Annotated in this window: 21 protein-coding genes; 16 read left to right on the top strand and 5 right to left on the bottom strand. The window is 68.7% G+C overall.

Going from position 1 to position 23,126, the window contains the following annotated elements; all coding sequences use genetic code 11:
- Nucleotides 1-20 precede the first annotated feature (20 nt).
- The gene (locus ACIRG5_RS25045; RefSeq protein ID WP_402908550.1) at nucleotides 21-1,799 is read right to left on the bottom strand and encodes an FAD-dependent monooxygenase; all 1,779 of its coding nucleotides are present in this window, start codon (nucleotides 1,797-1,799) and stop codon (nucleotides 21-23) included.
- 42 nt (nucleotides 1,800-1,841) lie between these two features.
- Complete coding sequence (locus ACIRG5_RS25050; RefSeq protein WP_402908552.1) at nucleotides 1,842-2,870, bottom strand: methyltransferase; 1,029 nt, start codon at nucleotides 2,868-2,870, stop codon at nucleotides 1,842-1,844.
- Between the two features lie 378 nt (nucleotides 2,871-3,248).
- Between ACIRG5_RS25050 and ACIRG5_RS25055 the strand changes: the two genes are divergently transcribed.
- The 11 genes from ACIRG5_RS25055 to ACIRG5_RS25105 all read left to right on the top strand — a co-directional run bounded on the left by ACIRG5_RS25055 (nucleotide 3,249) and on the right by ACIRG5_RS25105 (nucleotide 17,414).
- Complete coding sequence (locus tag ACIRG5_RS25055) at nucleotides 3,249-4,919, top strand: heparinase II/III family protein (protein ID WP_402908553.1); 1,671 nt, start codon at nucleotides 3,249-3,251, stop codon at nucleotides 4,917-4,919.
- A gap of 103 nt (nucleotides 4,920-5,022) precedes the next feature.
- Nucleotides 5,023-7,254 (top strand): LuxR C-terminal-related transcriptional regulator, encoded by a 2,232-nt coding sequence (locus tag ACIRG5_RS25060; protein WP_402908555.1) that lies wholly within the window; start codon nucleotides 5,023-5,025, stop codon nucleotides 7,252-7,254.
- Nucleotides 7,255-8,255: 1,001 nt separating this feature from the next.
- A complete protein-coding gene (locus ACIRG5_RS25065; RefSeq protein ID WP_402908557.1) occupies nucleotides 8,256-8,879 on the top strand; it encodes a LuxR C-terminal-related transcriptional regulator in 624 nt (207 codons plus the stop codon).
- A 381-nt stretch (nucleotides 8,880-9,260) separates the two neighbouring features.
- A complete protein-coding gene (locus ACIRG5_RS25070; protein ID WP_402908559.1) occupies nucleotides 9,261-10,508 on the top strand; it encodes a cytochrome P450 in 1,248 nt (415 codons plus the stop codon).
- Between the two features lie 650 nt (nucleotides 10,509-11,158).
- Nucleotides 11,159-12,907 carry an acetate--CoA ligase gene (gene acsA, locus ACIRG5_RS25075; protein ID WP_402908561.1) on the top strand — a complete coding sequence of 583 codons (1,749 nt, stop codon included), beginning with the start codon at nucleotides 11,159-11,161 and terminating at the stop codon, nucleotides 12,905-12,907.
- On the top strand, nucleotides 12,904-13,857 hold the full coding sequence (gene pdhA, locus ACIRG5_RS25080) for a pyruvate dehydrogenase (acetyl-transferring) E1 component subunit alpha (RefSeq protein ID WP_402908563.1): 954 nt from the start codon (nucleotides 12,904-12,906) through the stop codon (nucleotides 13,855-13,857). The genes acsA and pdhA overlap by 4 nt, the downstream gene beginning before the upstream one ends.
- On the top strand, nucleotides 13,854-14,831 hold the full coding sequence (locus ACIRG5_RS25085; RefSeq protein ID WP_402908565.1) for an alpha-ketoacid dehydrogenase subunit beta: 978 nt from the start codon (nucleotides 13,854-13,856) through the stop codon (nucleotides 14,829-14,831). Before pdhA ends, ACIRG5_RS25085 begins: the two co-directional genes overlap by 4 nt.
- Nucleotides 14,824-16,161 (top strand): 2-oxo acid dehydrogenase subunit E2, encoded by a 1,338-nt coding sequence (locus ACIRG5_RS25090; protein ID WP_402908567.1) that lies wholly within the window; start codon nucleotides 14,824-14,826, stop codon nucleotides 16,159-16,161. Before ACIRG5_RS25085 ends, ACIRG5_RS25090 begins: the two co-directional genes overlap by 8 nt.
- Nucleotides 16,158-16,394 carry a phosphopantetheine-binding protein gene (locus ACIRG5_RS25095; protein ID WP_402908568.1) on the top strand — a complete coding sequence of 79 codons (237 nt, stop codon included), beginning with the start codon at nucleotides 16,158-16,160 and terminating at the stop codon, nucleotides 16,392-16,394. The genes ACIRG5_RS25090 and ACIRG5_RS25095 overlap by 4 nt, the downstream gene beginning before the upstream one ends.
- Nucleotides 16,395-16,683: 289 nt before the next feature.
- A complete protein-coding gene (locus tag ACIRG5_RS25100) occupies nucleotides 16,684-17,061 on the top strand; it encodes a DUF2267 domain-containing protein (RefSeq protein ID WP_402908570.1) in 378 nt (125 codons plus the stop codon).
- On the top strand, nucleotides 17,058-17,414 hold the full coding sequence (locus tag ACIRG5_RS25105) for a hypothetical protein (protein ID WP_402908572.1): 357 nt from the start codon (nucleotides 17,058-17,060) through the stop codon (nucleotides 17,412-17,414). The genes ACIRG5_RS25100 and ACIRG5_RS25105 overlap by 4 nt, the downstream gene beginning before the upstream one ends.
- A 25-nt stretch (nucleotides 17,415-17,439) precedes the next feature.
- On the opposite strand, the gene ACIRG5_RS25110 is transcribed toward ACIRG5_RS25105, so the two are convergent.
- From ACIRG5_RS25110 to ACIRG5_RS25120, 3 genes are all read right to left on the bottom strand, one after another.
- On the bottom strand, nucleotides 17,440-17,718 hold the full coding sequence (locus ACIRG5_RS25110) for a dodecin domain-containing protein (protein WP_402908574.1): 279 nt from the start codon (nucleotides 17,716-17,718) through the stop codon (nucleotides 17,440-17,442).
- A gap of 117 nt (nucleotides 17,719-17,835) precedes the next feature.
- Nucleotides 17,836-18,306 carry a GyrI-like domain-containing protein gene (locus ACIRG5_RS25115; RefSeq protein ID WP_402908576.1) on the bottom strand — a complete coding sequence of 157 codons (471 nt, stop codon included), beginning with the start codon at nucleotides 18,304-18,306 and terminating at the stop codon, nucleotides 17,836-17,838.
- A gap of 11 nt (nucleotides 18,307-18,317) precedes the next feature.
- Entirely contained in the window at nucleotides 18,318-18,794 is a 477-nt protein-coding gene (locus ACIRG5_RS25120; RefSeq protein ID WP_402908578.1) for a hypothetical protein, read from the bottom strand.
- A gap of 482 nt (nucleotides 18,795-19,276) precedes the next feature.
- Here ACIRG5_RS25120 and ACIRG5_RS25125 point away from each other — a divergent pair, with 482 nt between their 5' ends.
- From ACIRG5_RS25125 to ACIRG5_RS25145, 5 genes are all read left to right on the top strand, one after another.
- Nucleotides 19,277-19,798, top strand: coding sequence for a flavodoxin domain-containing protein (locus tag ACIRG5_RS25125; protein WP_402908579.1), 522 nt, complete (start codon nucleotides 19,277-19,279; stop codon nucleotides 19,796-19,798).
- A gap of 37 nt (nucleotides 19,799-19,835) precedes the next feature.
- Nucleotides 19,836-20,198, top strand: a complete 363-nt coding sequence (locus tag ACIRG5_RS25130) for a carboxymuconolactone decarboxylase family protein (protein WP_402908581.1) — start codon at nucleotides 19,836-19,838, stop codon at nucleotides 20,196-20,198.
- Nucleotides 20,198-21,295 (top strand): N-acetylglucosamine-6-phosphate deacetylase, encoded by a 1,098-nt coding sequence (nagA, locus tag ACIRG5_RS25135; RefSeq protein WP_402908583.1) that lies wholly within the window; start codon nucleotides 20,198-20,200, stop codon nucleotides 21,293-21,295. The genes ACIRG5_RS25130 and nagA overlap by 1 nt, the downstream gene beginning before the upstream one ends.
- A 174-nt stretch (nucleotides 21,296-21,469) precedes the next feature.
- Nucleotides 21,470-22,156, top strand: a complete 687-nt coding sequence (locus ACIRG5_RS25140) for a CBS domain-containing protein (protein ID WP_402908585.1) — start codon at nucleotides 21,470-21,472, stop codon at nucleotides 22,154-22,156.
- A 56-nt stretch (nucleotides 22,157-22,212) separates the two neighbouring features.
- Nucleotides 22,213-23,094, top strand: a complete 882-nt coding sequence (locus ACIRG5_RS25145) for a universal stress protein (RefSeq protein WP_402908587.1) — start codon at nucleotides 22,213-22,215, stop codon at nucleotides 23,092-23,094.
- Nucleotides 23,095-23,126 lie beyond the last annotated feature (32 nt).

Raw genomic sequence — 23,126 nt, forward strand, 5'->3', positions numbered from 1 at the left:
CGAAGCCGCTCGGGAGGGCGTCATCCGCGGAGAAGTGCGGTCAGGACACGCCGCAGGTCCTCCTCCGGCGCGGACGTCGCGCCGACGTGTCGCCACGCGACCACGCGGTCCGGTCTCACCAGCACGGCGCCGTCCGGGCCGGTGCCTCGCGACGCCGTCCACGTCGACCGCGCGTCGAGGTGGTCGCCGCGGAGATGGCCGATCCGCACGACGTCCAGCAGGAACCGCTCCTCGGCGGCGAGCGTCTCCGCGGCGGTGCTCCACCGGTCGCCTTCCTCGCCCACGATGAGCAGCCAACGACCGGGCCGGACCAGGTCGCCGACGGCTGTTCGCGCTCCGTGCGGGCTGTCGAGCCAGGCATGGGGGAGTGGCGCGCCGGGCCGGGTGTTCGGCTGGTACACGCGGACAGGGTCGGGGTTGTCCGGTTCCGGTGAACCGTCCGGGATGATCGCACCCGACGGATACGCGAAGCCGTGCTCGACGTTGAGCGCGTTGTACTCCGCCGACTGCGCTGCGACGGCCCTCAGGACGCTCGCGCGGAAATCGGCGTCCTCGGGTAGTCCGCTCCGCAACCGCCGAAGCGCGGCCTCGTTCTCGGCGGGGTCACCGCCCGGCCCCAGGCCGAGCGCCTCCACGGCCAGCAGGTGGCCGATCGCGTTGTTCACGGAGTGGCGGACGTTCGCGGCCGCCACGGTCTTGCGCTCCAGTTCGTAGGTGTCGAGCAGCGCGTCCTCCGCGTGCCCGCCGAGCACCGCCGTGAGCTTCCACGCGAGGTTGTGGGCGTCCTGCACCGCGGAGTTCAGCCCGAGCCCGCCGGTCGGCGGGAGCCGGTGGGCCGCGTCGCCGAGAAGGAACACGCGGCCCTCGCGGAACCTCTCGGCCACGGTTCCCCCGACCGTCCAGCGCATGATCCGGTGTACCTGGACGTGGTCGTCGGCCATGCCCAGCACTGTCCGAAGTTCCTCGACCGCGGACGAGTCGTCGAGTGGTGGTGCGTCTCCAGGCGTCTCGTTGAGGTGCAGGACCCATTCACGCGACTTGCCGCCCCACGTGTCGGGTCCGAGGGGAAGAAGACTGACGCCGGTTCCGGTGTCAGGCCGCCAGATCCAGCGCAGCAACACGTCCTCGTCGTCGACGCTTCGGGAGAGATCGGCGCTGAAGTGCACGGACACCATGTGAGCGATCGTGTCGACGCCTTCCGTGCCGATCCCGGCGGCGGTGCCGATGCCCCTGCCGCCGTCGCACGCCAGCAGGTAGTCGGCCTCGACGACGTGCGGGGCCTCGCCGTCGCCCGTGACGACTTCGGCGGCGACCGCGCTGGCCGACTGGGTGACCGCGGCGACGCGGTGACCGAACCTGACCCGGCCCGGTGCGCGTTCCCCCACTTCGCGCAACAGCAGTTCTTCAAGACGGTGCTGCGGGAGGTTCGCGGTCCGGCAGGGGCTGGCCGCGACCCACGCCGGGTTCCCGCCACCGGCGCCCCACAGTTCGAGCGACGCGCAGCGTCTGTCGGTGCCGCCGAAACCGGCGTACCAGCCCACTCGGCTCATGTTGCCCGCAGGCGTGCCGAGCCGGTACACCTCCTCCTCCAGGCCGAGGCCGCGGAGGACTTCCACGGTCCGCTGGTTGAGAACGTGCGCCCTCGGCAGAACCGAGGGGGAGTGGCGGTCGGTGAGCAGGAGGAACTCGACGCCGAGCTGGCTGAGCAGTGCGGCGGCGATCAGTCCTGCCGGGCCCGCACCCACTATGAGGACGGGAACGCGAGTGGTGGCCGCGGTCGCGGCGGAGATGCTCGACACGATGAGTTCCTCGTGGATCGGTTGTGCGGCGGGTGATCGGGCTCAGAGAGGTTTACGTCCGATCACGACGCCGTTCGCGCCTGCGGCTTCCAGGCGTTCGACCCTCAGGTCGACGAAGCCGGCTTCGGCGAGCCAGGTCAGGTACTCCTGTTCGGAGTAGTTCTCCCCGCCGGGGTGGGCGATGAGCATGTTGAGGCCCATCAAGGCCGCGGGCCTGGGCCCGGTGCGCTCGGGGTTCAGCAGCAGCTCGCAGATCAGCACGGTGCCGCCGGGTTCCAGTGCCGACAGGCACTTCGCCAGCAGGGTGCGGTTCCCCGCCTCGTCACCGCAGTGCAGGACCTGGCTGAGGATCATGACGTCGTACCCGGACGGGAGGGCCTCGTCCGCGGTGAAGTCGCCAGGACGTGCGTCGACGACGTCGGCGAGCCCCGCCTCCTCCGCTTTGCGCAGGACGATCGGGCAGACGTGGGGAAGCTCGTACACCGTCGCGGACAGGCCGGCGACGGTCCGGCACAGCTCGATCGGAATGCCGCCGGAGCCACCCCCGACATCGAGCACCCGCTTGTGCGCGCTGAAGTCGTAGGCGTCCGCGAGCGTCTTGCCCGTGAAGCCCGCGAGAGCGTGCATCGCCTCCCAGAAGTAGCGGATCATGAAGTCGTCGGGCCCGAAGACCGTGTCACCGCCCGGTGAGAGCACGGATGTGTTGGCGCGCAGGGCCTCCACCAGGTGTTCCCATCCTCTGTAGAGCGCGTGGTTGTAGAACTGCAGGAAGCCGCCGAAGAAGTACGGCTTGTCGTTGACCAGGAACTGCTCCGCGACCGGTGTGTTGCGGTAGGCGTTGCCGTGCTTCTCCAGAAGGCCGAGGGAGACCAGGGCAGGCAGCAACAGGCGGGCCGGTCGCTCCTGCAGCCCCACCGCGGCCGCGAACTGGCTTTCCGTCACCTCGCGACCGCCGGAGAGCGATGTGAACACGTCGAGCTCCACGGCCGCCGCGAACGCTTTGAAGCTCATGAAGCCGGTCGTCAGTTCCAGCAGCGGCAGCTGGGACAGCTGTTCTCGCACGTGAGTCACCGGTCAGCTCCTTCGTTCGTCCTGTCGTGTTCCAGAACGGTAGGGAGGCCTGGTTTCAGGAAATGTTCAGTTGAGCGCACCACCATTCGTTGCGGATGGTGCAACGAATGGTGGTGAAGGGGACATCGTCGTGCCGGGCCGGACCTTGCCCAGGTCGGAACTCCCTGGCACCATCCGAGCGACTTCGCGAGGGTTTCCCGAGTCCTGCAAGGGTTCGTGGGTCTCTCCGCACTTCTCGGATTGTCCGGAGTGGACGAGATCTGTGAAGCTGCATCGGTTCGGGAGCGTGGTGGGAGGCCCGATGAGGGTTCTGGGCGGAAGGATCGCCTCGAAGGGGGCCGCCGCCACAGCTGAGGCCGACGGCGGGGCGCGGTGCCGATGACCAAGCCTGTGGACGTCTCGGTGCCGCCGTTCGAACTCGGCGGTCAGCGGCACGACTACGTGTGCCCCACACACGGATGCGAACTCCGGTGCGATGGGCTGTTGTCCGGCGAGTTCCCCGACGATGGAGTCTCGTGCCGGCACGGGTGCCGCCTGTCGACGGAAACCGTCAGGGGCGCGTGGGTCGCGCTTGCCCATCAGGCCCACGCGACGCGTCTGCTCGGCCTGGCTCGCTCCAGGAGGGCGGCCGACAGGAGCGCTGCGGCCGAGGGACTGCTGGGATACTCATCTCTCTACACGGCAGTGAGCGAATGCCTGCCGGAACATCGCGACGCTCCGGCCTGGATGTTGCGCGGCAGGCTGTTCCGCCACGCCTGCGACGAGGCCGTCTGGGCGGTGACGATCGCTCGCGCGGCGCACTCCCTGTACGACGCGGGTGCCGGTGCGGTCCTCGAGCCGGCGCTGGACCTTCTGGACTCGCTGGAGCGGACGATGCGGCGAGCACGGGACGTGGTCGTGGACCGGGAGGACTTCAGGTCCAGCGACACCGCCTGGTTCGTGGCGGCCGCCCTGCTGTGCGCATCCGCGGCGGCTCGCATCCGTGGCGCTGTCTCGCCCAGGACCGGGCTCGACGAGCCGTACGGGGTGTACGAGCACATCTTGCTCACCACCCACGCCGATGGCTGGCAGCGGGCAGGTGGCGGCCACCACCACGCTTCGGTCCTGCATGCCCACCTGCTGGCCTTGGAACACGTCGCCACGAGAGATGTTCCGGCCGACGTGCGTCAGAGGCTGCGCAAGATGATTGACGTCTTCCACGCGATCCGCAGGCCACGGGACGTGATCGCTCTGCACGACTCGCCCTACGCGCTCCCGTCCAGCGAACACGAGTACGGCGAGATCGACCGCCTGCTGCGGCTGAGAGGCTGGGAGGAACCGCGAGGGGGTGGGGAAGTCGTGCAGATCTTCCCGAACGCCGGGTACGCCATGCTGCGCAACGAGCACCTTCACGCAGTGATCGGCTTCGGCTCCCACCGTGGTTCGCAAGGACATCTCGACAAGCTGTCGCTCTTCCTGTACGGGACGGAGTCGGCCTGGCAGCCCGATTACGGCCAGGTCCTGCGGGGACATCGGCAGTGGTCGCGCTACTACGCCTCCACCAGCGCGCATCCCTGTTTCAGCGTGGACGGCGCCGACCAGGCCGCGTGCGGCGGCAAGCTCGTCACCCACACTTCCGACAGCGTTGTCGTCGACGTGTCCGACGCCTACCCGGACGTGTACGCGATGCGCCGGGTGAGCCTGCGCGACAACTGCCTTGTGGACGTGCTGACCGTGCGTGCGAAGCGGCTCAGCAGGATCACCGCGCACCTCAGGCCCGACGTTGGGCTTGAGGTGCAGGACGACAGTTCAGGGGTCGTGGTGACGACGTGGGCGGGGACGCAGCGTCTGCGCGGATGGCACCACTGCGCCGAACCGGGCGCCGTCTTCGCCGCGACGCCCGGCCCTTCCGCGGCCTTCGACCCGGTCACTGCCAGAACACATGTGAACTGGACGGTGCCCGGCACCACCGCCGCCGCGTTCTATTCCGTGTACGTGACCGCTGCCTATGGCGCGCCTTTGCCCGCCACGCCACCGATCGACCCACGTTGTCTGTTCGGAGAGTTCTGACGCTCTCACCCCACCGGTCGGCTGCCGGCACCGATCGAACCGTTCGCATCGCCGTGCACGAACCACCCGGCAGCGTTGAACAACCCGCTCAGCAGGAGGCCTGGTGTCCAGCGGCCGAGACCACTCCGAAGTGGACTTCGTCACCAAGGCGCAGCCACCGCCGCCAGGCGCCGCGACGATCCGTCGTGAACGCCTGCTGGACCGCCTGGCCCTGGTGGCGGGACGGACGCTCACCCTCGTGGTGGCACCGGCAGGATGGGGCAAGTCCACGCTCGCCTGTCATCTCGTCGGAGCCGCGGACGTGCCGTTGGTCTGGCTGTCGCTCGACCGCGGTGACAACGATCCTCGGCGGTTCTGGCGCTGTCTGCTCAGCACGGCGTCATCGGCGATCCCCGATGTGGCCACCGCGGCCCTGCGTTACCTCGAACTCGGCGATCCGCAGGTGCCCCGGGAGGTCGTCAGTTCCTTCGCCAACAGCCTGGCGGATGTCGGAAAACCGTTGGTGCTGGTGCTCGACGACTACCACGTGATCTTCCACCCCGACATCCACGCGACCCTGCGGTCGTTGATCGACAGAGCGCCGGCCACGCTGTTCGTCGTCGTGCTGTCCAGGACGCGCCCGCCCTGGCCGCTCCCGCGCTGGCACGTTCACGAGAAGGTCGTGGTCGTGCAGGCCCGTGATCTCGCCTTCACCCCCGTGGAGGCCGCGGAACTGCTCGCCGCACTGCTGGGGGAGGAACCGGCCGATGGTGTGCTCGAGTTGCTGATGTCCAAAACGGACGGATGGCCGGCGGCGCTCAAACTGGCCGCTTTCGGGGTGAGGGAGACGTGTGACGCGGAAGAACTCGTAAGAGGACTCTCGGGCGGTCATCGCGAGATCTTCGGCTTCCTCGCCCAGGAGGTCATCCTGGGACTTGCTCCGCCGCTGCGGACGTTCCTGCTGGAAACGAGCATGTTGTCCAGGCTGTCCGCTGACGTCTGCACGGCCGTGACCGACGACGAAGCCAGCAGGGACCTTCTGGCCGACGCGATCGACCACGGACTGTTCATCAGTCCGCTCGACCGCGCCGGCACCTGGTGGAGCTATCACTTCCTGTTCGCCGACGTGTTGCGGCGCGAGTTGCGCCGGCTGATGCCAGGCCGCGAACGAGAACTCCTGGTGCGCGCATCGCGGTGGCACTTCGCACGTGGTGAGTTCATCGACGCGGCGAACTACGCGATCTCGTCCGGTGAGCCCGACCTGATCACCGAGGTCGTAGCGACCGCGTGGGCGCCCACGTACTCCGATGGCGACCAGGTGACTGTCGTGCGCTGGCTCGACGCCCTGCCGGACCACGCACGTCGGGTGAACACGAGGATCGGGGCCGCCCGGACGTTGTCCATGCTGGACTCCGGTGATTTCGCCGGCGCGGAAACCGTGCTGCGAGAACTGTCCGGTGGCGCGGTCTCCACTGACCGCCCTGCTGGTCTGGTGTCCCTGTTCACCGGCTTCCTGCGGTTCAAGGAGGGCTCGCTCGACGACGCGAGGGAGATTCTGTCCCTGACCGATCCCGCGGGGATGGAGCCTCGGATGCTGAGCATCTCGTTGCACACCACTCTGACTTCGGTCGTACGTTTCTGGCTCGGTGAAGGCACGAGCGCGGAACTCCTGCTCTCCGAAGCGCAGCGTCTCGCTGTCGAGGTCGGATCGGCGCAAGGCCTTGCCTACGTGGCCGGTCACCGTCTGTGGGCGGCGGCGGAACGAGGTGACGAGGCCGCCTGCAGGGACGTCCTCGCCGACCCGGACGTCGCCGTGCTGCCCGGTGGCTCCAGGGCGGATGACTTCGATGTCACCGGCACCCACTTCGCGTTCGGCATCCTGCTTTCCGCCCGCGCACGCCTCGCACTGCACGACGGGTCGGCCGAAGAAGCGTGGCAGCTTGCTCGTGACGCGTCACAGGTCGTGCATCTGGGCGCCGGCCGGCCCGATCTGGCGGGTGTTCTCCTCACAGCCGCTCTCGCCGCGAAAGCCGTGGGGGAGAAAGAGGAGTCGGACCGGTTGGCCGCGGAGGCGGAAGCCGTCCTGGACGCCTGCTCCGAGCCGGGGCCGATCCTGACCGCGTGGCGCGGCCGCCTGCACCCGGACCGCCCGACCAGGACGCGGCTGCTCACCGAGCGCGAGCTGGCCGTCGTCGAACTGCTCGACAGTTCGATGACGCAGAGGCAGATCGCCGCTGCCCTGTACGTCTCGGTGAACACCCTGAAGTCCCACCTTCTTTCGGTGTACCGCAAGCTGGGCGTGACATCACGAGTCGCGGCCGTGCGCTGCGCCAGGGAGATGGATCTGCTGGGATGACCGGTGATCCCGGCGCGAACCGGACACTCCGGATCTCACCCAGGTGAGATCACGTATCAATAATTGTTCCTGGCTGGTTCTTGTGCCTACTGTTCGTCCGCCGTCGGTCATGCGCGCTTGAGCACATTCGCCCTTCGGCGGCGCCCAATTCAGTCAGGAGAACCGTCATGCATCCACAACACGCCAACGCGACCGTGCTGGATCACGTCGTCTCGCGCACCACCGGCTCCGCCGATTCGTTCCTCCACCTCGGAACCGCGAGCTCGAGCCTGTGCGCGGACACTCCCTGGTAGGCCGGGTCCCTGTGTCCACTCCGTACAGTCCTGCGGATCACCATCGCAGTTCACGGTGACCGTACGACGACGTCGGTGAGCACGCGTTCCCGATGTGCGGGAGCCTGCGGGACGGCCACCGCGGTCCCTCCACGAAGCTGGGCCCGGCTGTGGTTGGACAGCCGGGCCCAGTGGGGAGCCCCGGGGGTTTAAGGAACGCTCACCGGTGCTCTGCCCTGATCAGATCACGTGCCGCTTTCCCGGGCAATCCGCACAATGCGGAAGAAGACGCCGGCGCTGGTAACCGGAGCGGACGTGAGCGCTGTGGACGGCGCTCTGGCGAATCTGCCGACGGGCGACCTGGCATTCGGCCGACATGATCGCTTTCTGCGTGCGTCTCGGAGAATTTCGGAATCTCGGGCTGTCTTCTTGGCGTTCTTGGTCGACAGGGGGCTGTTTTCGCAGTTGAGGCGCGCGAGGATCTGGTTATCGCGGGATCCGGTCTGTGGGCGAAGTGAGACGCACCTGTTTCTTGTTCGACTGAGTGCGTTCGTTCGTGTAAGGATGGAGAGCATTCCGGAGAGTCCGAGTCGAGGTTCTGTTCGTTTGAAGGACGCGCTGAACCAGGTCTCGAAATCATGATCCTTGTGGTGGGAAGGATGTTTCCTGATGCGCGCTGAAACTGTTGCTCCTCCTGCGCACCGCTTTTCCCGGGGTGTGCGGCCGGCTGTGTCGGCCGAGCACGTTCTTCGCTCACTGCGCGAGTCGTCCGGGCTACGCCTGGCGAGCCTCGACCGTGATCTCGCGATCAGCGAGGCCAATGTCGACTTCGTCGCCCAGTTCGGCCTCGCGCAGGCAGCGACTCCGGGGCAGGACTTCCTTTCACTGCTGCATCCCGGAATCCGCGACGCCGTGAAGTCTCGGTTCCGCGGCCTCCGGGATGGTCGAAGGCAACGGTTTGTGGAGCACGTCGTGGGCCTGAGGCCGGGTCATGTGTTCGTGGGTGTGCTCACCTGCATGTCCGTGCTGGACGCGGAGGGTGACCTGGCCGGCTTCTCCGTGATCGTCGATGTGGACGAGTCAACCGAGGAGGATGCGACCGTCGCGAGGACCGGTCCCCTTCTCTCGCCCATCCACGCGCACGTGCTGGAGGCGGTCGCGGCGGGAGATTCGACGGTCCGCATCTCCGCGCGCCTCTACCTGTCGAGGCAGGGAGTCGAGTACCACGTCGGCGTCCTGCTGAAGAAGTTCAAGGTGCCGAACCGCGCCGCACTGGTGAGTCGTGCTTACTCCCAGGGACTCTTCAGGCTCGGCTTCTGGCCGCCCAGGGTGGCGCCGGAGTTCGTGAGGTGAAGCGACTCGATCGCGGTCCCGTGCCGCTGTCCCCGGCCTTCGCGTCCAGGGCTTGCCCGGCAGTTCGCCGCCACGGCAGTCGGGATTTGCCCTACGCGAGATGCCGTTCATCGACCTGGTGAACCAGTGGTGAGATTCCTGGCTGATTTCGTGAACGGCTGAGCGGCGAGCGTTGGTCGTCCGCCGGTGTGAAAGTGCTGTCGTGCGCCACGTTGCCGGGCGTGCAGGCATGTTCCCGCGCTTTTTGGTGAGGGCGGGCCGGGATGACTGCCGCGAACGGCTATTCGAAAATCCGATGTCAGCGACCGTTGTGTGCTGAATTGCGCATGGGTCGAGGTGGTCGAGTCTTTTCCCTAGAATCGTCCGGGCTAGAACTCGCGAATGAAGACCACCCCTAAACCGGACGCGGTTCTCGATGCCATGCGACCCGTGCTGCCCGCGGACCTCATGGACCGTGTCGGCGCCTTCGACCCCGCTCCACGTCTGACCAAGTTGAGTTCGCAGGGCCCGATTCATCGGATCGAGCACAACGGCGAACAGCTGTGGCTCGTCACGAGCCACGAGGTCGCCCGAACGCTGCTCGCGGACCCGCGGATGAGTGCGGATCGCTACAAGGTCAAGCGCCTGAGAGACAAGCTGCATCCCGAGATGCGTGAGAAGTTCGTCGACTCCGGCAGCCGCACGGGAGCGTTCATCACGACCGATCCGCCCGATCACACCCGGTACCGCAGACTGCTCGCCCGCCAGTTCACCATGCGCCGCATGAGAACGCTCACCGAACGGATCGAGCAGATCGTCGCCGAGCGCCTCGACGTGATGATCGCCGCGGGGCCGCCCGCCGACCTGATCCGCGACTTCGCGCTACCCGTGCCGTCCTTGGTGATCTGCGAGCTGCTGGGTGTGCCGACACCCGATCGTGCTCACTTCCAGGGCGACACCATCGAGCTGCTCGACATGGCCACCGACCTCGAAGGCCTGATCGAGGTCGGCACCCGCATGCACCGCTACATGCGCGACCTGGTGCGGCACAAGAGAGATCGTCCCGAGGACGATCTGCTGTCCGAGCTGGCCGCCACCGGGGCCATGTCCGACGACGAGCTGGTCGGGTTGGCGAACCTGCTGCTGATCGCGGGTCACGAGACCACGACCAACATGCTCGGCCTCGGTGTTCTCGCTCTGTTGGAGCACCCGGAACAGCTCCGGGCACTGCGTGATGATCCGCAAGGACTCATGGGTACCGCAGTGGAGGAGATGCTGCGCTATCTGTCCATCATAGACACCGGAATCGTGCGCTACGCCTTGGCGGAGGTGCACGTGGGCGAGGTGACGATCCATGAAGGCGACACCGTCATGTGCTCGGTGATCGCCGCCAACCGCGATGCCGCCGAGTGCCCGGATCCCGGCGAGTTCCGCGTTGACAGACCACGTACGAGACACCTCTCGTTCGGCCACGGCGTGCACCAGTGTCTTGGCAACGAGCTCGCGCGCGTGGAGATGTCCGTCAGCTTCAGGGAACTGCTGCGCCGCCTGCCGGGCTTGCGTCTGGCGGTGCCGGCCGAGCACGTCCGGGTCCGCACCACCTCAACGATCTTCGGTGTGAAACGGCTACCTGTCACCTGGGATTCGTGAGGGAACGCGTCTGCGGCCGGCTCACCGGCCGGCGGGACTGGAAGGGACTTCGGTTCGGCGTTCGAGGAAGACGGTGTCGCGCCACGAGCCGTGGTGCGGAATGCCGTGCTCGGTCGCGCGGCGGCCGGGTCTGAAGCGTCGGCGGTCCTCACCGCCCGTGGTCTTCCGTCTCGACCGGGATGAAGGCGTGACCTTCGCGCATCGCGCGGGCGGGTGGCGGTCGTCATGTCCTGGATCGTCGAGACAGTGCTCGTCGCTGTGGCGGTGGCGTGTGGCTCGTGCAATGCAAGCGCCGCAGGTGGTGGCCCGAGGAGGAGCCGCCGGTCGTAGTTCCTCCTCCGGCACCGCGGTCATCAGCGCGGGATCCAGAGCCGCCACCGGGCTGCGGCCGCCGACGGTGCGGGCGACCACGTTGCGGGGCAGCAGGCCGACAACTGGGCCGCGTCACTGGGACAGCCGGCCATCGGCCACGACGATGACCTGACCACTGTCGACAGGGTCGTACCGCGCCGCACGGCGCACGGCGCGGGCCTTGTGGCCTTCTCTCTCGAGGACTGCCGGCCGGAGCGATGCGCTTCGCACACCAACGACGGGCATACCGAGGACCTTCGTCCCTGCTGTCCCGGCCGGCATCGTTCCAACCTGGAGACATGGGTTGGGAACCGATCAGGAAACGACACACCGGCGCGGTCCGGCCGAACCTGGCCGACTACGAGCAGGCGCGCGCGATGTTCTCCTGGGACCAGGCACTGGCGCAGCTCGACGGGTTGCCAGGCGGCGGTGGGCTCAACATCGCACACGAGGCGGTGGACCGGCACGCCTCCGGCCCGTTGCGGGAGAAGGTCGCGTTGCGCTGCCGCGGGCGTGGCGGGCACGTCACGGAGTTGACCTATGGCGGACTTCGCCTCGCCACCAACCGGTTCGCGAACGTGTTGCGGGAACTCGGCGTCGGGAAGGGCGATCGAGTGGCGACTCTGCTGGGGAGGGTGCCCGAGCTGTACCTCACGGCCGTCGGCACGGTGAAGAACACCAGCGTGTACGCGCCGCTGTTCTCGGCGTTCGGACCGGAGCCGGTGCGGGAACGCCTGCGTCTCGGTGACGTCCGGGTGCTCGTCACGACGCCTCAGCTGTACCGCAAACGGGTCGAGCAGCTGCGCGACTCGCTGCCCGCGCTGCAACACGTGCTGGTGATCGGTGACGGACCCGCTCCGGCGGGCACGACGTCGTTCGCCGAGGCGATGGCGGCGGCCAGCGAGGACTTCACCATCCCGCCGACCTCGCCGGACGACATGGCGCTCCTGCACTTCACCAGCGGTACCACGGGAAAGCCCAAGGGGGCCGTGCACGTACACGGCGCGGTGCTGGCGCATCACGTCACTGCGGCGTTCGCGCTCGACCTGCATGTTGACGACGTGTACTGGTGCACCGCTGATCCTGGGTGGGTGACCGGCACGTCGTACGGGATCTTCGCGCCGCTCACGCACGGCGTGACGTCGATCGTCGACGCCGCGGACTTCGATGCGCGCGGCTGGTACGAGGTGTTGCAGGACGAACGCGTCACGGTCTGGTACACCGCACCGACCGCGCTGCGCATGCTGATGCGGTCGGGCGCCGAACTGCCGAAGCGGTACGACCTCGCGGCACTGCGGTTCGTCGCCAGCGTCGGCGAGCCGCTGAACCCGGAAGTCGTGGTGTGGGGCCAGGAAGCGCTCGGCCTGCCGGTGCACGACAACTGGTGGCAGACCGAGACCGGCGCCATCATGATCAGCAACTACGCCGCGGAGGACATCAGGCCCGGCTCGATGGGCAGGCCGATGCCGGGCGTGGAGGCCGGAATCGTGATCATTGAGGACGATCACGTGGTGGAGGTGCGCGACCCGGAGGCGGTGGGGGAACTCGCGTTGCGTCCGGGCTGGCCGTCGATGTTCCGCGGTTACCTGCACGACGACGCGCGCTACCGGAAGTCCTTTGTGGACGGTTGGTATCTCACCGGCGATCTGGCCCGGCGCGACATCGACGGCTACTACTGGTTCGTCGGCCGCGCGGACGACGTCATCAAGTCGGCCGGCCACCTCGTCGGACCGTTCGAGGTGGAGAGCGTGCTGATGGAGCACCCCTCGATCGCGGAGGCGGGGGTGATCGGCAAACCGGATGCGGTGGTCGGCGAGGTCGTGAAGGCCTTCGTGACGTTGCGCGCGGGCAGTGAGCCGACCGAGCAACTGCGCAGCGAGCTGATCGCGTTCGGCCGCAAGCGACTGGGTGCGGTGGCGCCCAAGGAGATCGCTTTCGACCAGCATCTGCCGCACACCCGCAGCGGCAAGGTGATGCGCAGGCTGCTGAAGGCGCGAGAGCTGGGACTGCCCGAGGGCGACACGTCCACACTGGAGGTGGGAAGGTGAAGGAACACCTGGACCTGCTGCGGGAGATGACGCGCATCCGGCGGTTCGAGGACCGTTGTGCGGAGCTGTACAGCGCTGCTCAGATCCGCGGTTTCCTGCACCTGTACGTCGGTGAGGAGGCGGTGGCGGTCGGCGTCGTGTCCGAGCTGGACGCCCAGGACTCGATCGTGTCGACCTACCGCGATCACGGGCACGCGATCGCCAGGGGCGTGCCGATGGACGCGGTGATGGCCGAGATGTTCGGCAAGGTCACCGGATGCAGCCGGGGCCGCGGCGGGTCGATGCACCTGTTCGACTCCAGTCACCGCTTCTTCGGTGGCAACGCGATCGTCGGCGGTGGCCTGCCGGTGGCCGTGGGACTCGCGCTCGCGCACGTGATGCGCGGCGAACCACGTGTCGTGGCCTGCTTCTTCGGTGAGGGCGCGGCGGCGGAAGGTGAGTTCCACGAAGCGCTGAACCTCGCCGCGCTGTGGCGGCTGCCCGTGCTTTTCTGCTGCGAGAACAACCTTTACGCGATGGGCACTTCGTTCGCCAAAGAGCACGCCGCACCCGACCTCGCACTGCGTGCCAGCTCCTACGGGCTCGCGGCCTGGCCGGTCGACGGAATGGACGTGCTCGCGGTGCGAGACGCCGCCCGCCGTGCCACCGAGTCGATCCGGGCCGGCGGCGGCCCCTGCCTGCTGGAGCTGCGGACGTTCCGGTTCCGCGCGCACTCGATGTACGACCCGGAGCGCTACCGGGACAAGGCCGAGGTGGCGAAGTGGCGTGATCTCGACCCCATCGACCGCCTGGTCGCCGCGATGCGGCCGGACTTCACCGACGACGACCTGGCTGCGCTGGAAGCGGAAGTGGTGGCCGAGATCGACCACGCCGTCGCCGCCGCGGAGGCGGCCGAGATCGAACCGGTCACCGGCCTCACCCGCTTCGTCACCTCGGAGGTGACCGGATGAAGACCACCTACCGGGAGGCGTTGCGAGAGGCGATTCGTGACGCGATGCGCCGCGACGAGCGGGTTTTCCTGATGGGCGAGGACGTCGGTAGCTACGGCGGCTGCTACGCGGTCAGCCTCGGGCTGCTGGAGGAGTTCGGGCCGGAGCGGATTCGCGACACCCCGCTGTCCGAGTCGGCCTTCGTCGGTGCGGGCATCGGCGCTGCGCTGAACGGGATGCGGCCGATCGTCGAGATCATGACGGTGAACTTCAGTCTGCTGGCACTCGACCAGATCCTCAACAACGCCGCGACGCTGTTGCACATGTCCGGTGGCCAGTTCCCGGTGCCGCTGGTGATCAGGATGACCACGGGTGCGGGCCGCCAGCTCGCCGCGCAGCACTCGCACAGCCTCGAGGGCTGGTACGCGCACATCCCCGGCCTGCGGGTGCTGGCGCCCGCGACGCTCGAGGACGCGCGCGGCATGCTGTGGCCCGCGCTGCGCGACCCCGATCCGGTGCTGATCTTCGAGCACAACGGCCTCTACAACCTCTCCGGTGAGCTGGCCGACGACGCCGGTCCCGTCGACGTCACCCGCGCCGCGGTGCGCAGGCCGGGCGAGGACGTCACGCTCATCACCTACGGCGGCAGCCTGGCCAAGACGCTGGCCGCGGCCGACGACCTCGCGCGGGACGGCATCGACGCGGAGGTGATCGACCTGCGCGTTCTGCGGCCGCTGGACGCTGACACGTTCCTCGGGTCCGTTCGGCGCACGCACCGTGCGGTGATCGTCGACGAGGGATGGCGCAGTGGCAGCCTGTCCGCCGAGATCGTCGCACGCATCGCCGAGGAGGCGTTCTACGAGCTGGACGCGCCCGTTCGGCGGGTGTGCACAGCCGAGGTGCCGATCCCGTACGCGAAGCACCTCGAGGAGGCGGCGCTGCCGCAACCCGCGTCGATCGCCGCCGCCGCACGCGAGGTGGTGCGTGGTGGCTGAGTTCACCTCGAAACAATTCCGGATGCCGTCGCTGGGTGCCGACATGGACGAGGGCACGGTGGTCGAGTGGCTGGTGAAACCAGGAGACACCGTGGCGCGCGGTGACGTCGTTGCCGTCGTGGACACCGCCAAGGCCGCGGTCGAGGTCGAATGCTTCGACAGCGGCGTGATCGAGGACATCCTGGTGCAGCCGGGCACGACCGTCCCCGTGGGCACGCCCATCGCCACGATCGGCACGGTGGACGGAGCGAAACCGAAGCACACGCCTCCGCCGCGGCCGGAGCCCGCACCGCCCGTGTCGGTTCCCGAACCGCCCGCACCGCCGGCACGGCCGCGACCGCGGGTCGTGGGACCGCTGGTGCGAAAGCTCTCGGCGGAACTCGGTGTTGATCTGACGACCGTGCACGGCACCGGCAGAGGTGGCGCGATCACCCGCGCCGACGTGCAACGGACCGCTCGGCCGCTGGCCGAGGCCAGGCCGCCCGGTCGCGGCAGGGTGACGCCGTACGCCCGGCGTCTCGCGAAAGAGCTGGGTGTGGATCTCACGCGGGTCACCGGCTCCGCGCCGGACGGCGTCGTGCGTGCCGGCGACGTTCGTGCGGCGAAGTCCGAACCGGTGCGGGCCGAACCGGCGCCGCGGACGCCGGTGACACCTGCCGTGGACAGGACCGAGGCCATGCGCCAGGCCACCGCGAAGCTGATGGCTCGGTCGAAGCGCGAGATTCCGCACTACTACCTGAGCACCACGGTCGACATGTCCGCCTCGATGGCACGGCTCGCCGACATCAACCGTGACCTCCCGGTCGAACGCCGCGTGCTGCCGGTCGCGCTGGTGTTGCGAGCGTGCGCGCGAGCAGCCGTGAAAGTCCCACAGCTCAACGGGTCGTGGACCGATGAGCGGTTCGAGTCCGGCGCCGGGGTGCACCTCGGGATGGCCGTGTCGCTGCGCGGCGGTGGCCTGGTCGTTCCGGTGATAGCGAACGCGACCGAGCTCGGACCGGTGGAGATGATGGACCGCGTGCGTGACCTGGTCACCCGCTCCAGAGGCGGCCGGCTGCGCGGCAGCGAGCTGACGGGCGCGACGATGACGGTCACCAACCTCGGCGACCGCGGCGTCGAATCCGTGTTCGGCGTGATCTACCCGCCTCAGGTCGCCCTGGTGGGCGTCGGCAAGGTGCTCGACCGCCCGTGGGCGGTCGGCGGTCTCCTCGGGGTGCGTCCCGTGGTCACCGTGACCCTGTCGGCCGACCACCGCGCGAGCGACGGGCACACCGGAGCGCGGTTCCTGGAGACCGTCGAGAAACTGCTGAACACACCGGAGGAGCCATGACACCCGAAGACGCCCGCGAGATGATCCGTGCCGCCCTGCTGACCGTCGCTCCGGACGCGGAGCTCGGCGAGGTCGGACCGGACGCGGACCTGCGCGAGGAGCTCGACCTGGACTCGATCGACTTCCAGGCCTACGCGGCGGAACTGGGCAGGCGCAGCGGGCTCACGGTGACAGAGGACGACCAGCGGCGCCTCACCACACTGGCCGCAGGCGTGACGTTCCTGACCCGGTGACCGGTCGGCCTCATCCGGCGGCAACGAGCGTGTCGAGCGTGACCGGTCGTGAGGTGGGTGAGGAACCAGTCGCGGGCGAGCCGTGCCGCCTTGTCGAGGGTTGCCCGGCTTCGGTTCGATCGGCGAAGGGCATGTCTCGATGATGTCCTCGGCCATCGGAGGACGACAGGGACGTTGGTCACTCCACCGGGAAGACGAACGACGGTGGCCGGGGGCGCCGGACTGCAGTCGGATGGAGTACATGACGACGAAGACAAATGTGTTCGACCACGCTCTCGAGAGTGCGAACGTGTTGGTGCGAGACGTCGCGGACGCCTTCCCGACCGATGACCGGCGGTTCGCACATCGCGTTCTGCGTGCGTGGCTGCATGTGCTGAGGGACCGGTTGACGGTGGAGGCGAGCGCGCACTTCGCCGCGCAGCTGCCTGAACTGGTGCGGGGGATGTACTACGACGGCTGGAACCCGAGCCGGGTCCCGGAGAAGTTCGACGCCGAGGAGTGCGCCGGCCGGCTCATTCGGGAGGCGAACATCGCACGCAAGGACGTGCCGGCGGCGACCGCCGCGGTCGTGTCGGCGTTGCGGCGGCACCTGTCCGAGGGAATGCTGGAGAAGGTCCTCGCACAGCTCCCGCCGGACGTCCAGGCGCTGCTCCGGCCGCTGTCATGATCACGCGTGAAGCCGCGCGGGTGGCCCTGGACGCGTTGGGCGCGCACCGGGCGGACGTCCGGCGGCTGAACGTGAGGTGCTCCCGCAGCCACCACGTGGCAGGTGTGTACGTCACCTCGGCGGGCTTGGTGTACGCATCCCGGATCGGGCCGCATTCGCACGGCTCCAAGGACCGCGTGGACGAACCGCATCACGGAGCATCGCACGGCACCGAGGTGGTCGAGCCGCTGGAGGCCGATTCGCTGGCGGACGACTCGTTGCCGGCCTCCTGCGCGTGCGGGCCGCGTGTGCTGTCCCGGGCCGGCCTGCTGCGTGCACTGGCGCAGGACAGGAGAAGGCTCGACGTCCTCTGACATCCGTCCACAATGGATCTCGATGTCACTCGTCGAGGATGAAGGTGACCAGCACGTGCACCCGATGGCCCGTGACGCGGCCATCGGTCACGTCCACGTGCTGCTCCTTGATCCACACTGACTTGATGTCGCGCGGCGTTTGCGCGCACGTTCGACGCCTGCCGGGATGGCGTTCCCGAAACTGGTGCCCGACTCCCAGGGCTTTTCGTCCTCGGCCTCCGGTGTCCACCTGCCTGGGCGTTCCCGCCGGTTCTTCGGCACGGATGAGCGGGTGGTGCTTCACCCTGGCCGGGCGAGGCAACACCGGGGCGACGCGTGATCTGTTCGCACGAACTTCGTTGTCACGACTGACGACGGTCTGCGGATGGCCCAGTGGGACGGCTGCAGGAGCGACAGGTGTGCGGGACCGCGTTCGAGCCTGTCACGGTGCCTGGCGAACGGAAACGATGATCTCCGTCAGGTAGTCCCCAGGCTGTTTCGTGTCGGCAGGGCCGGTCAAGTACACCTCGGTGGCGTGGCCGGCGACCTCGTAGCCCTTCCGGTGAATCCAGGTGTAGAGCGCGTTGTAGGCGTCTGTGATGTCCTCGTACGGTCCTTCATGGCACACGTGCGCGACTTTGCCGCCGGACCGGTGGACGACGCCGCTCGCGGTGCGCCGGGCAACCGAGGCCACCGGAAGGCTCGCCTCGATCCACACGGCGCCGCTGCCCGATTCGCTCAGGTAGCGGGCCTCCGGTGGACCGGAGGCCGTCAGGCCGACTTGGTCGGCGCCGTCGGTGAGTCCTGCCAGCGCGCGATGCACGGCCTCGCTGACCCGGTCCGCGGGTGCGGTCATGCGGAGGCACAGGGCCGTACTCGGTTGGAGTTCCTTGACCTGCACTGCGTAGGGCACTGCTGTTCTCCTTACCTGCGTTGGACGGGAACGGCGATTTCAGCGAGGTGGTCACCGGGGTCGAGGCCCTGCTCCGGTGTGCAGAGGTGGACCAGGGTCGGCGGTCCGGTGGGGCGATGGCCGTGGCCGGTGACCCAGGCGAGCAGCATCTCGCAGGTGGTCGCCAGGTCGTCCGCACCGGGCTCGTGCACCGTGCGGGCGACAGGTCCGCCCGGCCGGAGCCAGAGGCTGCTGAGCACACCCGCGGCAGGCACGCCGGCGACGGGAACGCGAACCTCGACCAGCGTGCAGGGCCGCAGCGGCCCGAGCACGGCGACCTCGGCGGGACCGGCACAGCGCATCGAGGCGTGACCGGCGGCGGTCACCAGCATGTCCACTGCGCCTTTCACAGCGTCGGCCATGCGCGTCGCAGGAGCGGTGAGCCTCGTCCGCAGCACAGTCGCCGGCTGCCACGAGTCGAGGTGGACTTCTTCGGTTGCAAGCACCATGCCCACACCCTGCAGCGGCGCTCGCGGTCACGCCTCACTCGGACCAGGTGATCGGTCCGGGACGCACCTGGACGTCGAGTCCTCCAGACCTGTGATCCAGGATTCGGCCGAGCTGACGTCGACGGTGGGGCGGGGCTCGAACCTCAGCAGCGTGCGCGGCAGGTGAAAGGGAGTCGCGGCCGCCCAGGCCTGCGGTGCGCACGATGTCGGGTAGGGCACCGGTACGGCGAACCCGTCGAGGGAGAAGCCGCAGAACAACCTGGGCAGGCGGTGTCCGAAGTGGACGGAATCGTTGAGCACGGCGACGGCCACGCATGGCGCCGCAACTGTGGGAACGCGGAAAAGAGGCGAAGGTCCTTTGCCGATGCACGCCAAGGACCGTTCCGCTCGTCCGGCAGCGACGAACAGACTCGGATCGTGGTCTGACGACAGGGTGAACCTCCACCGCAACGCAAGGCAACGTGCAATCGCAGGAGGGGCGGATGAAGGTTCTCGTTGGTTTCGCCACGGCTGCCGGATCGACCGAGGGCGTCGCGCAGCGCATCGCCGGAATCGTGCGCGAGAACGGCCACGAGGTGGAGACGCACAACGTGGACGAGGTAACCGACTTGCACGGCTACGAAGCGTTCATAATCGGCAGCGCCGTGCACAACCAGGCCTGGCTTCCCAACGCGGCGGCTTTCCTGTCACGGGAAAACCCGGCGCTGTCCGGTAAGCCGGTGTGGTTGTTCAGCATCGGTTTACCGGGTGCGCTGCGTGGTCCGATGCGGAAGTGGGCGGGTCTGGAGGAGTCCGACATCCTGGCGGGCCTCGCCGATGATGTGCGTCCACTGGGGCACGAGCTCTTCACCGGCGTGGTCACGCCGCAGGCGTTCGGCAAGGTCGGTGCACGGGTGTTCCGGCTCATGGGTGGCCGGTTCGGCGACTTCCGGGACTGGGCGGCGATAGACGCCTGGGCGAACCAGATCGCGGAAGACCTCACCGACACCGAAACGCTCGGCTGAGACGACGGCACGACGACTTCTCGGGAGTAGGTGGGACATGAACTACGGCAGGGAGGTGCGGGAGGCGCTGCGGGCGCCGACTCGCGCGTTGCGGCAGGCGATTCCCGAGGTGTACCAGGGGTATCGCGCGTTGCACGAGGCCGCGCTGGCGCCCGGTGCGCTGGATGCCAGGACCAAGGAGTTGGTCGCGCTGGCGATCGCGGTGAGCAAGGAGTGCGACGGCTGCATCGCCGCGCACGCCCACGGCGCGGTTCGGCACGGCGCGACACCGCAGGAGGCGGCAGAGGCCATCGGGGTGGCGTTCTTGATGAACGGTGGCCCGGCCACGGTGTACGGCGCTCGGGCGTTCGCCGCGTTCACCGAGTTTCATGCGGAGCACGGTGACCGGGCCGGTGCGTGATGCGCTTGGGGGTGGCGGCGGCGCTGGTCGACGGTGTGTACCGGACCGGTGATGTCGAGATCGACGCCGAGGGCCGGATAACCGCGGTCGGTGTGCCGGGGCGGGGCCGCGGGCTGGCGGTGCCGGGGCTGGTCGACCTCCAGGTCAACGGGTTCGCGGGCGTGGACTTCCTGACCGCAGACGCGGAGGAGTTCACTCGCGCGGGCGTCGCACTCGCGCGGACCGGTGTGCTCGCCTACCAGCCGACCTTGATCACCAGCGCACCGGAGCAGACGATCGCCGCGATCGCCGCGGCGGGCAAAGCCCGGACGAACGGCGGCGCCCGGATTCTGGGGGTGCACCTGGAGGGTCCGTTCCTGTCGCCGGAGCGGCCCGGCACTCATCCGGTGGAGTTGTTGCGGGAGCCGGACGTCGCGCTGGCACGCCGGCTGCTGGCGGCGGGGCCGGTGACCGAGGTGACGCTCGCGCCCGAACTGCCCGGCGCTCTCGACGTGGTCGCCGAGTGCATGCGGTCTGGTGTACTGGTCTCCTGCGGGCACAGCGATGCCACCGCGGCACAGGCGCACGCGGCGTTCGACCGCGGGGCACGGCTGGTCACGCACCTGTTCGACGCGATGCGGCCGTTCACCCACCGCGATCCCGGCATCGTCGGCGCCGCGCTGACCCGCGGTGAGGTGCTGCTCGGCCTGATCGCAGACCCGAGCCACCTCGCGCAGGAGACCATCCGGCTCGCTTTCCAGGCCGCACCCGGCCGGGTCGTGCTCGTCACCGACGCGCTGGCCGCGTGCGGGCAGCCGGACGGGCACTACCGGCTGGGCGAGGTGGAGTTCGACGTCGCCGGTGGGGTGGCTCGTCGCACCGACGGCACGCTGGTCGGGTCGACGATCACGCTCGTCGAAGCGGTGCGGCACGCCTGCCACGCGGCGGGGGTTGCGGTGGAGCAGGCGTTCAACGCCGCCACCCGCACACCCGCGAGGTTGTTCCCCGGCAAGGACATCGGCCTGCTGCGCCCCGGTGACCGCGCGGACGTGGTCGTGCTCGACGACGAGTTGAGCGCACGCACCGTGCTGCAGAACGGTGTCCCGCTCGACGCCTAGCGCGTCAGCCAGGGCCAGGCCGGACCCTCGTGGAGCAACGATCCACGGGCTTGTGCCAGGACGCACGAGCACAGTGGCTCACCCTCGACGCGACGAAGGCCCCTGGGGTGCGAGGTGATGTGGGAGAAGCCTGGACGGTGTGGTGCACCAACCACCCGACGAACGGAGGATGCCATGCGCCAGCTTTCCGTCGCTTCGCTGATGACCGGCGAGGTGATCACCGCCAGCCCGGAGACGCCGTTCAAGGATCTGGCCCTGCTCATGGAAGAGCACGGCATCAGTGCCGTGCCGGTCGTCGAGGGGGACTACGCGGTGGGCGTGGTCTCCGAGGCCGATCTGCTGGCGAAGGAGGAGTTCCGCGGCGGAAGCACCGCCAGGCCTCCGCTCCTGTCGAGCCGGGCGGAGAAACGGCGCTGGCGGCGTGCCCACGGAGGAACCGCGCGTGAGCTGATGACGACACCGGTCCGCACCATCCGCATGGACGCCTCCGCGAACACCGCGGCCAGAGAACTGGCGAAGGCAGGTGCACGCAGGCTGTTCGTCGTCGACGTGGAAGGCGCGCTCGTCGGTGTGTTGTCGCGGCGTGACCTGCTCAAGGTGTTCGTGAAAGACGACGAGACGCTGCGAGCCGAGATCCAGGACGAGGTCTTCGGCAGTTCGACCTGGCTCAACCCGGCCACGGTGAACATCGGTGTCCACGACGGTGTCGTGACGCTGCGTGGACTGCTGGAGCGCCGCAGCGACGTGGACCTCGCCGTGTACTTCGTCCGGGCACTACCGGGCGTCGTCGATCTGGAGAACAACCTGGAGTACGAGTGGGACGACACCCTGCGTCCCCGCCGGACCGAGATGTTCGGCTGACCGGCGGTGGCCGGGTCGGCGGCGCGTCCGGTGAGAGCCGAGAGGACGTTCGGCACATGAGCAAGGGACCTGGGGCGCCGGTCTTGGCCGGCGTCGACGGATCGGTCTCGGCGCTGGACGCCGTGGCGTGGGCGGCCGACGAGTGTTCGCGTCACCGCACGCCGCTGCGCCTGGTGCACGCCTACTTGCCGTCCATGCCGAGCAGGATCGGCACGGGGGACGTCAGCAGGCACATCGACGACGCGGTGCAGGCTCAGGGCCGCAGATGGCTGCGGCGGGCGCGAGCCGAGGCCCGCCTCGTGGCTCCGGACATCACCATCACCAGCAGGCTCGCGTGCACCGGTTCTGTGCCACTTCTGGTCGACGAGTCGCAGAGTGCCCGTCTGGTGGTGCTGGGGTCGAGAGGACTCGGCGGCTTCGGCGAGTTGCTCGTCGGTTCCACCGCGTCCGCGCTGGTGTCCCACGGCAAATGCCCGGTTGTCGTCGTACGGCGCACAACGGCCGTCGACGGTCCGGTGGTCGTCGGCGTGGACGGCTCGCCGGTGAGCGAGGCGGCGGTGGCGTTCGCGTTCGAAGCCGCGTCGATACGTGGTGCGTCGCTCACCGCGGTGATGTCCTCGCGAGATTTCCTGCTCGATCGCGGCTACCACGACACGAAGATCGCCCATGACTGGTCAGAGGTCGAGGACGACGAACGGCGGCTGCTCGCGCAACGCCTCGCGGGCTGGCAGGAGAAATACCCCGACGTACGCGTCGATCGCGTGGTGGGCCGAGAACGCGCGGCACGAATGCTCATGAGGCTGGGGGAGCAGGCGCGTCTGCTGGTCGTCGGCAGCCATGGCCTCGGTGGTTTCACCGGGATGCTGCTCGGTTCCACCGCGACGACCCTGGTGCAGCACGCGCCCTGCCCGCTGGCGGTGGTCCGGCCGCAGAGCTGACGGACGGTTTCCTCTCCGGTGAGCACACGGAT

It is taken from the genome of Lentzea sp. NPDC102401 (assembly GCF_044765805.1).
In the GTDB taxonomy this organism is placed as follows: Bacteria; Actinomycetota; Actinomycetes; order Mycobacteriales; family Pseudonocardiaceae; genus Lentzea; species Lentzea sokolovensis.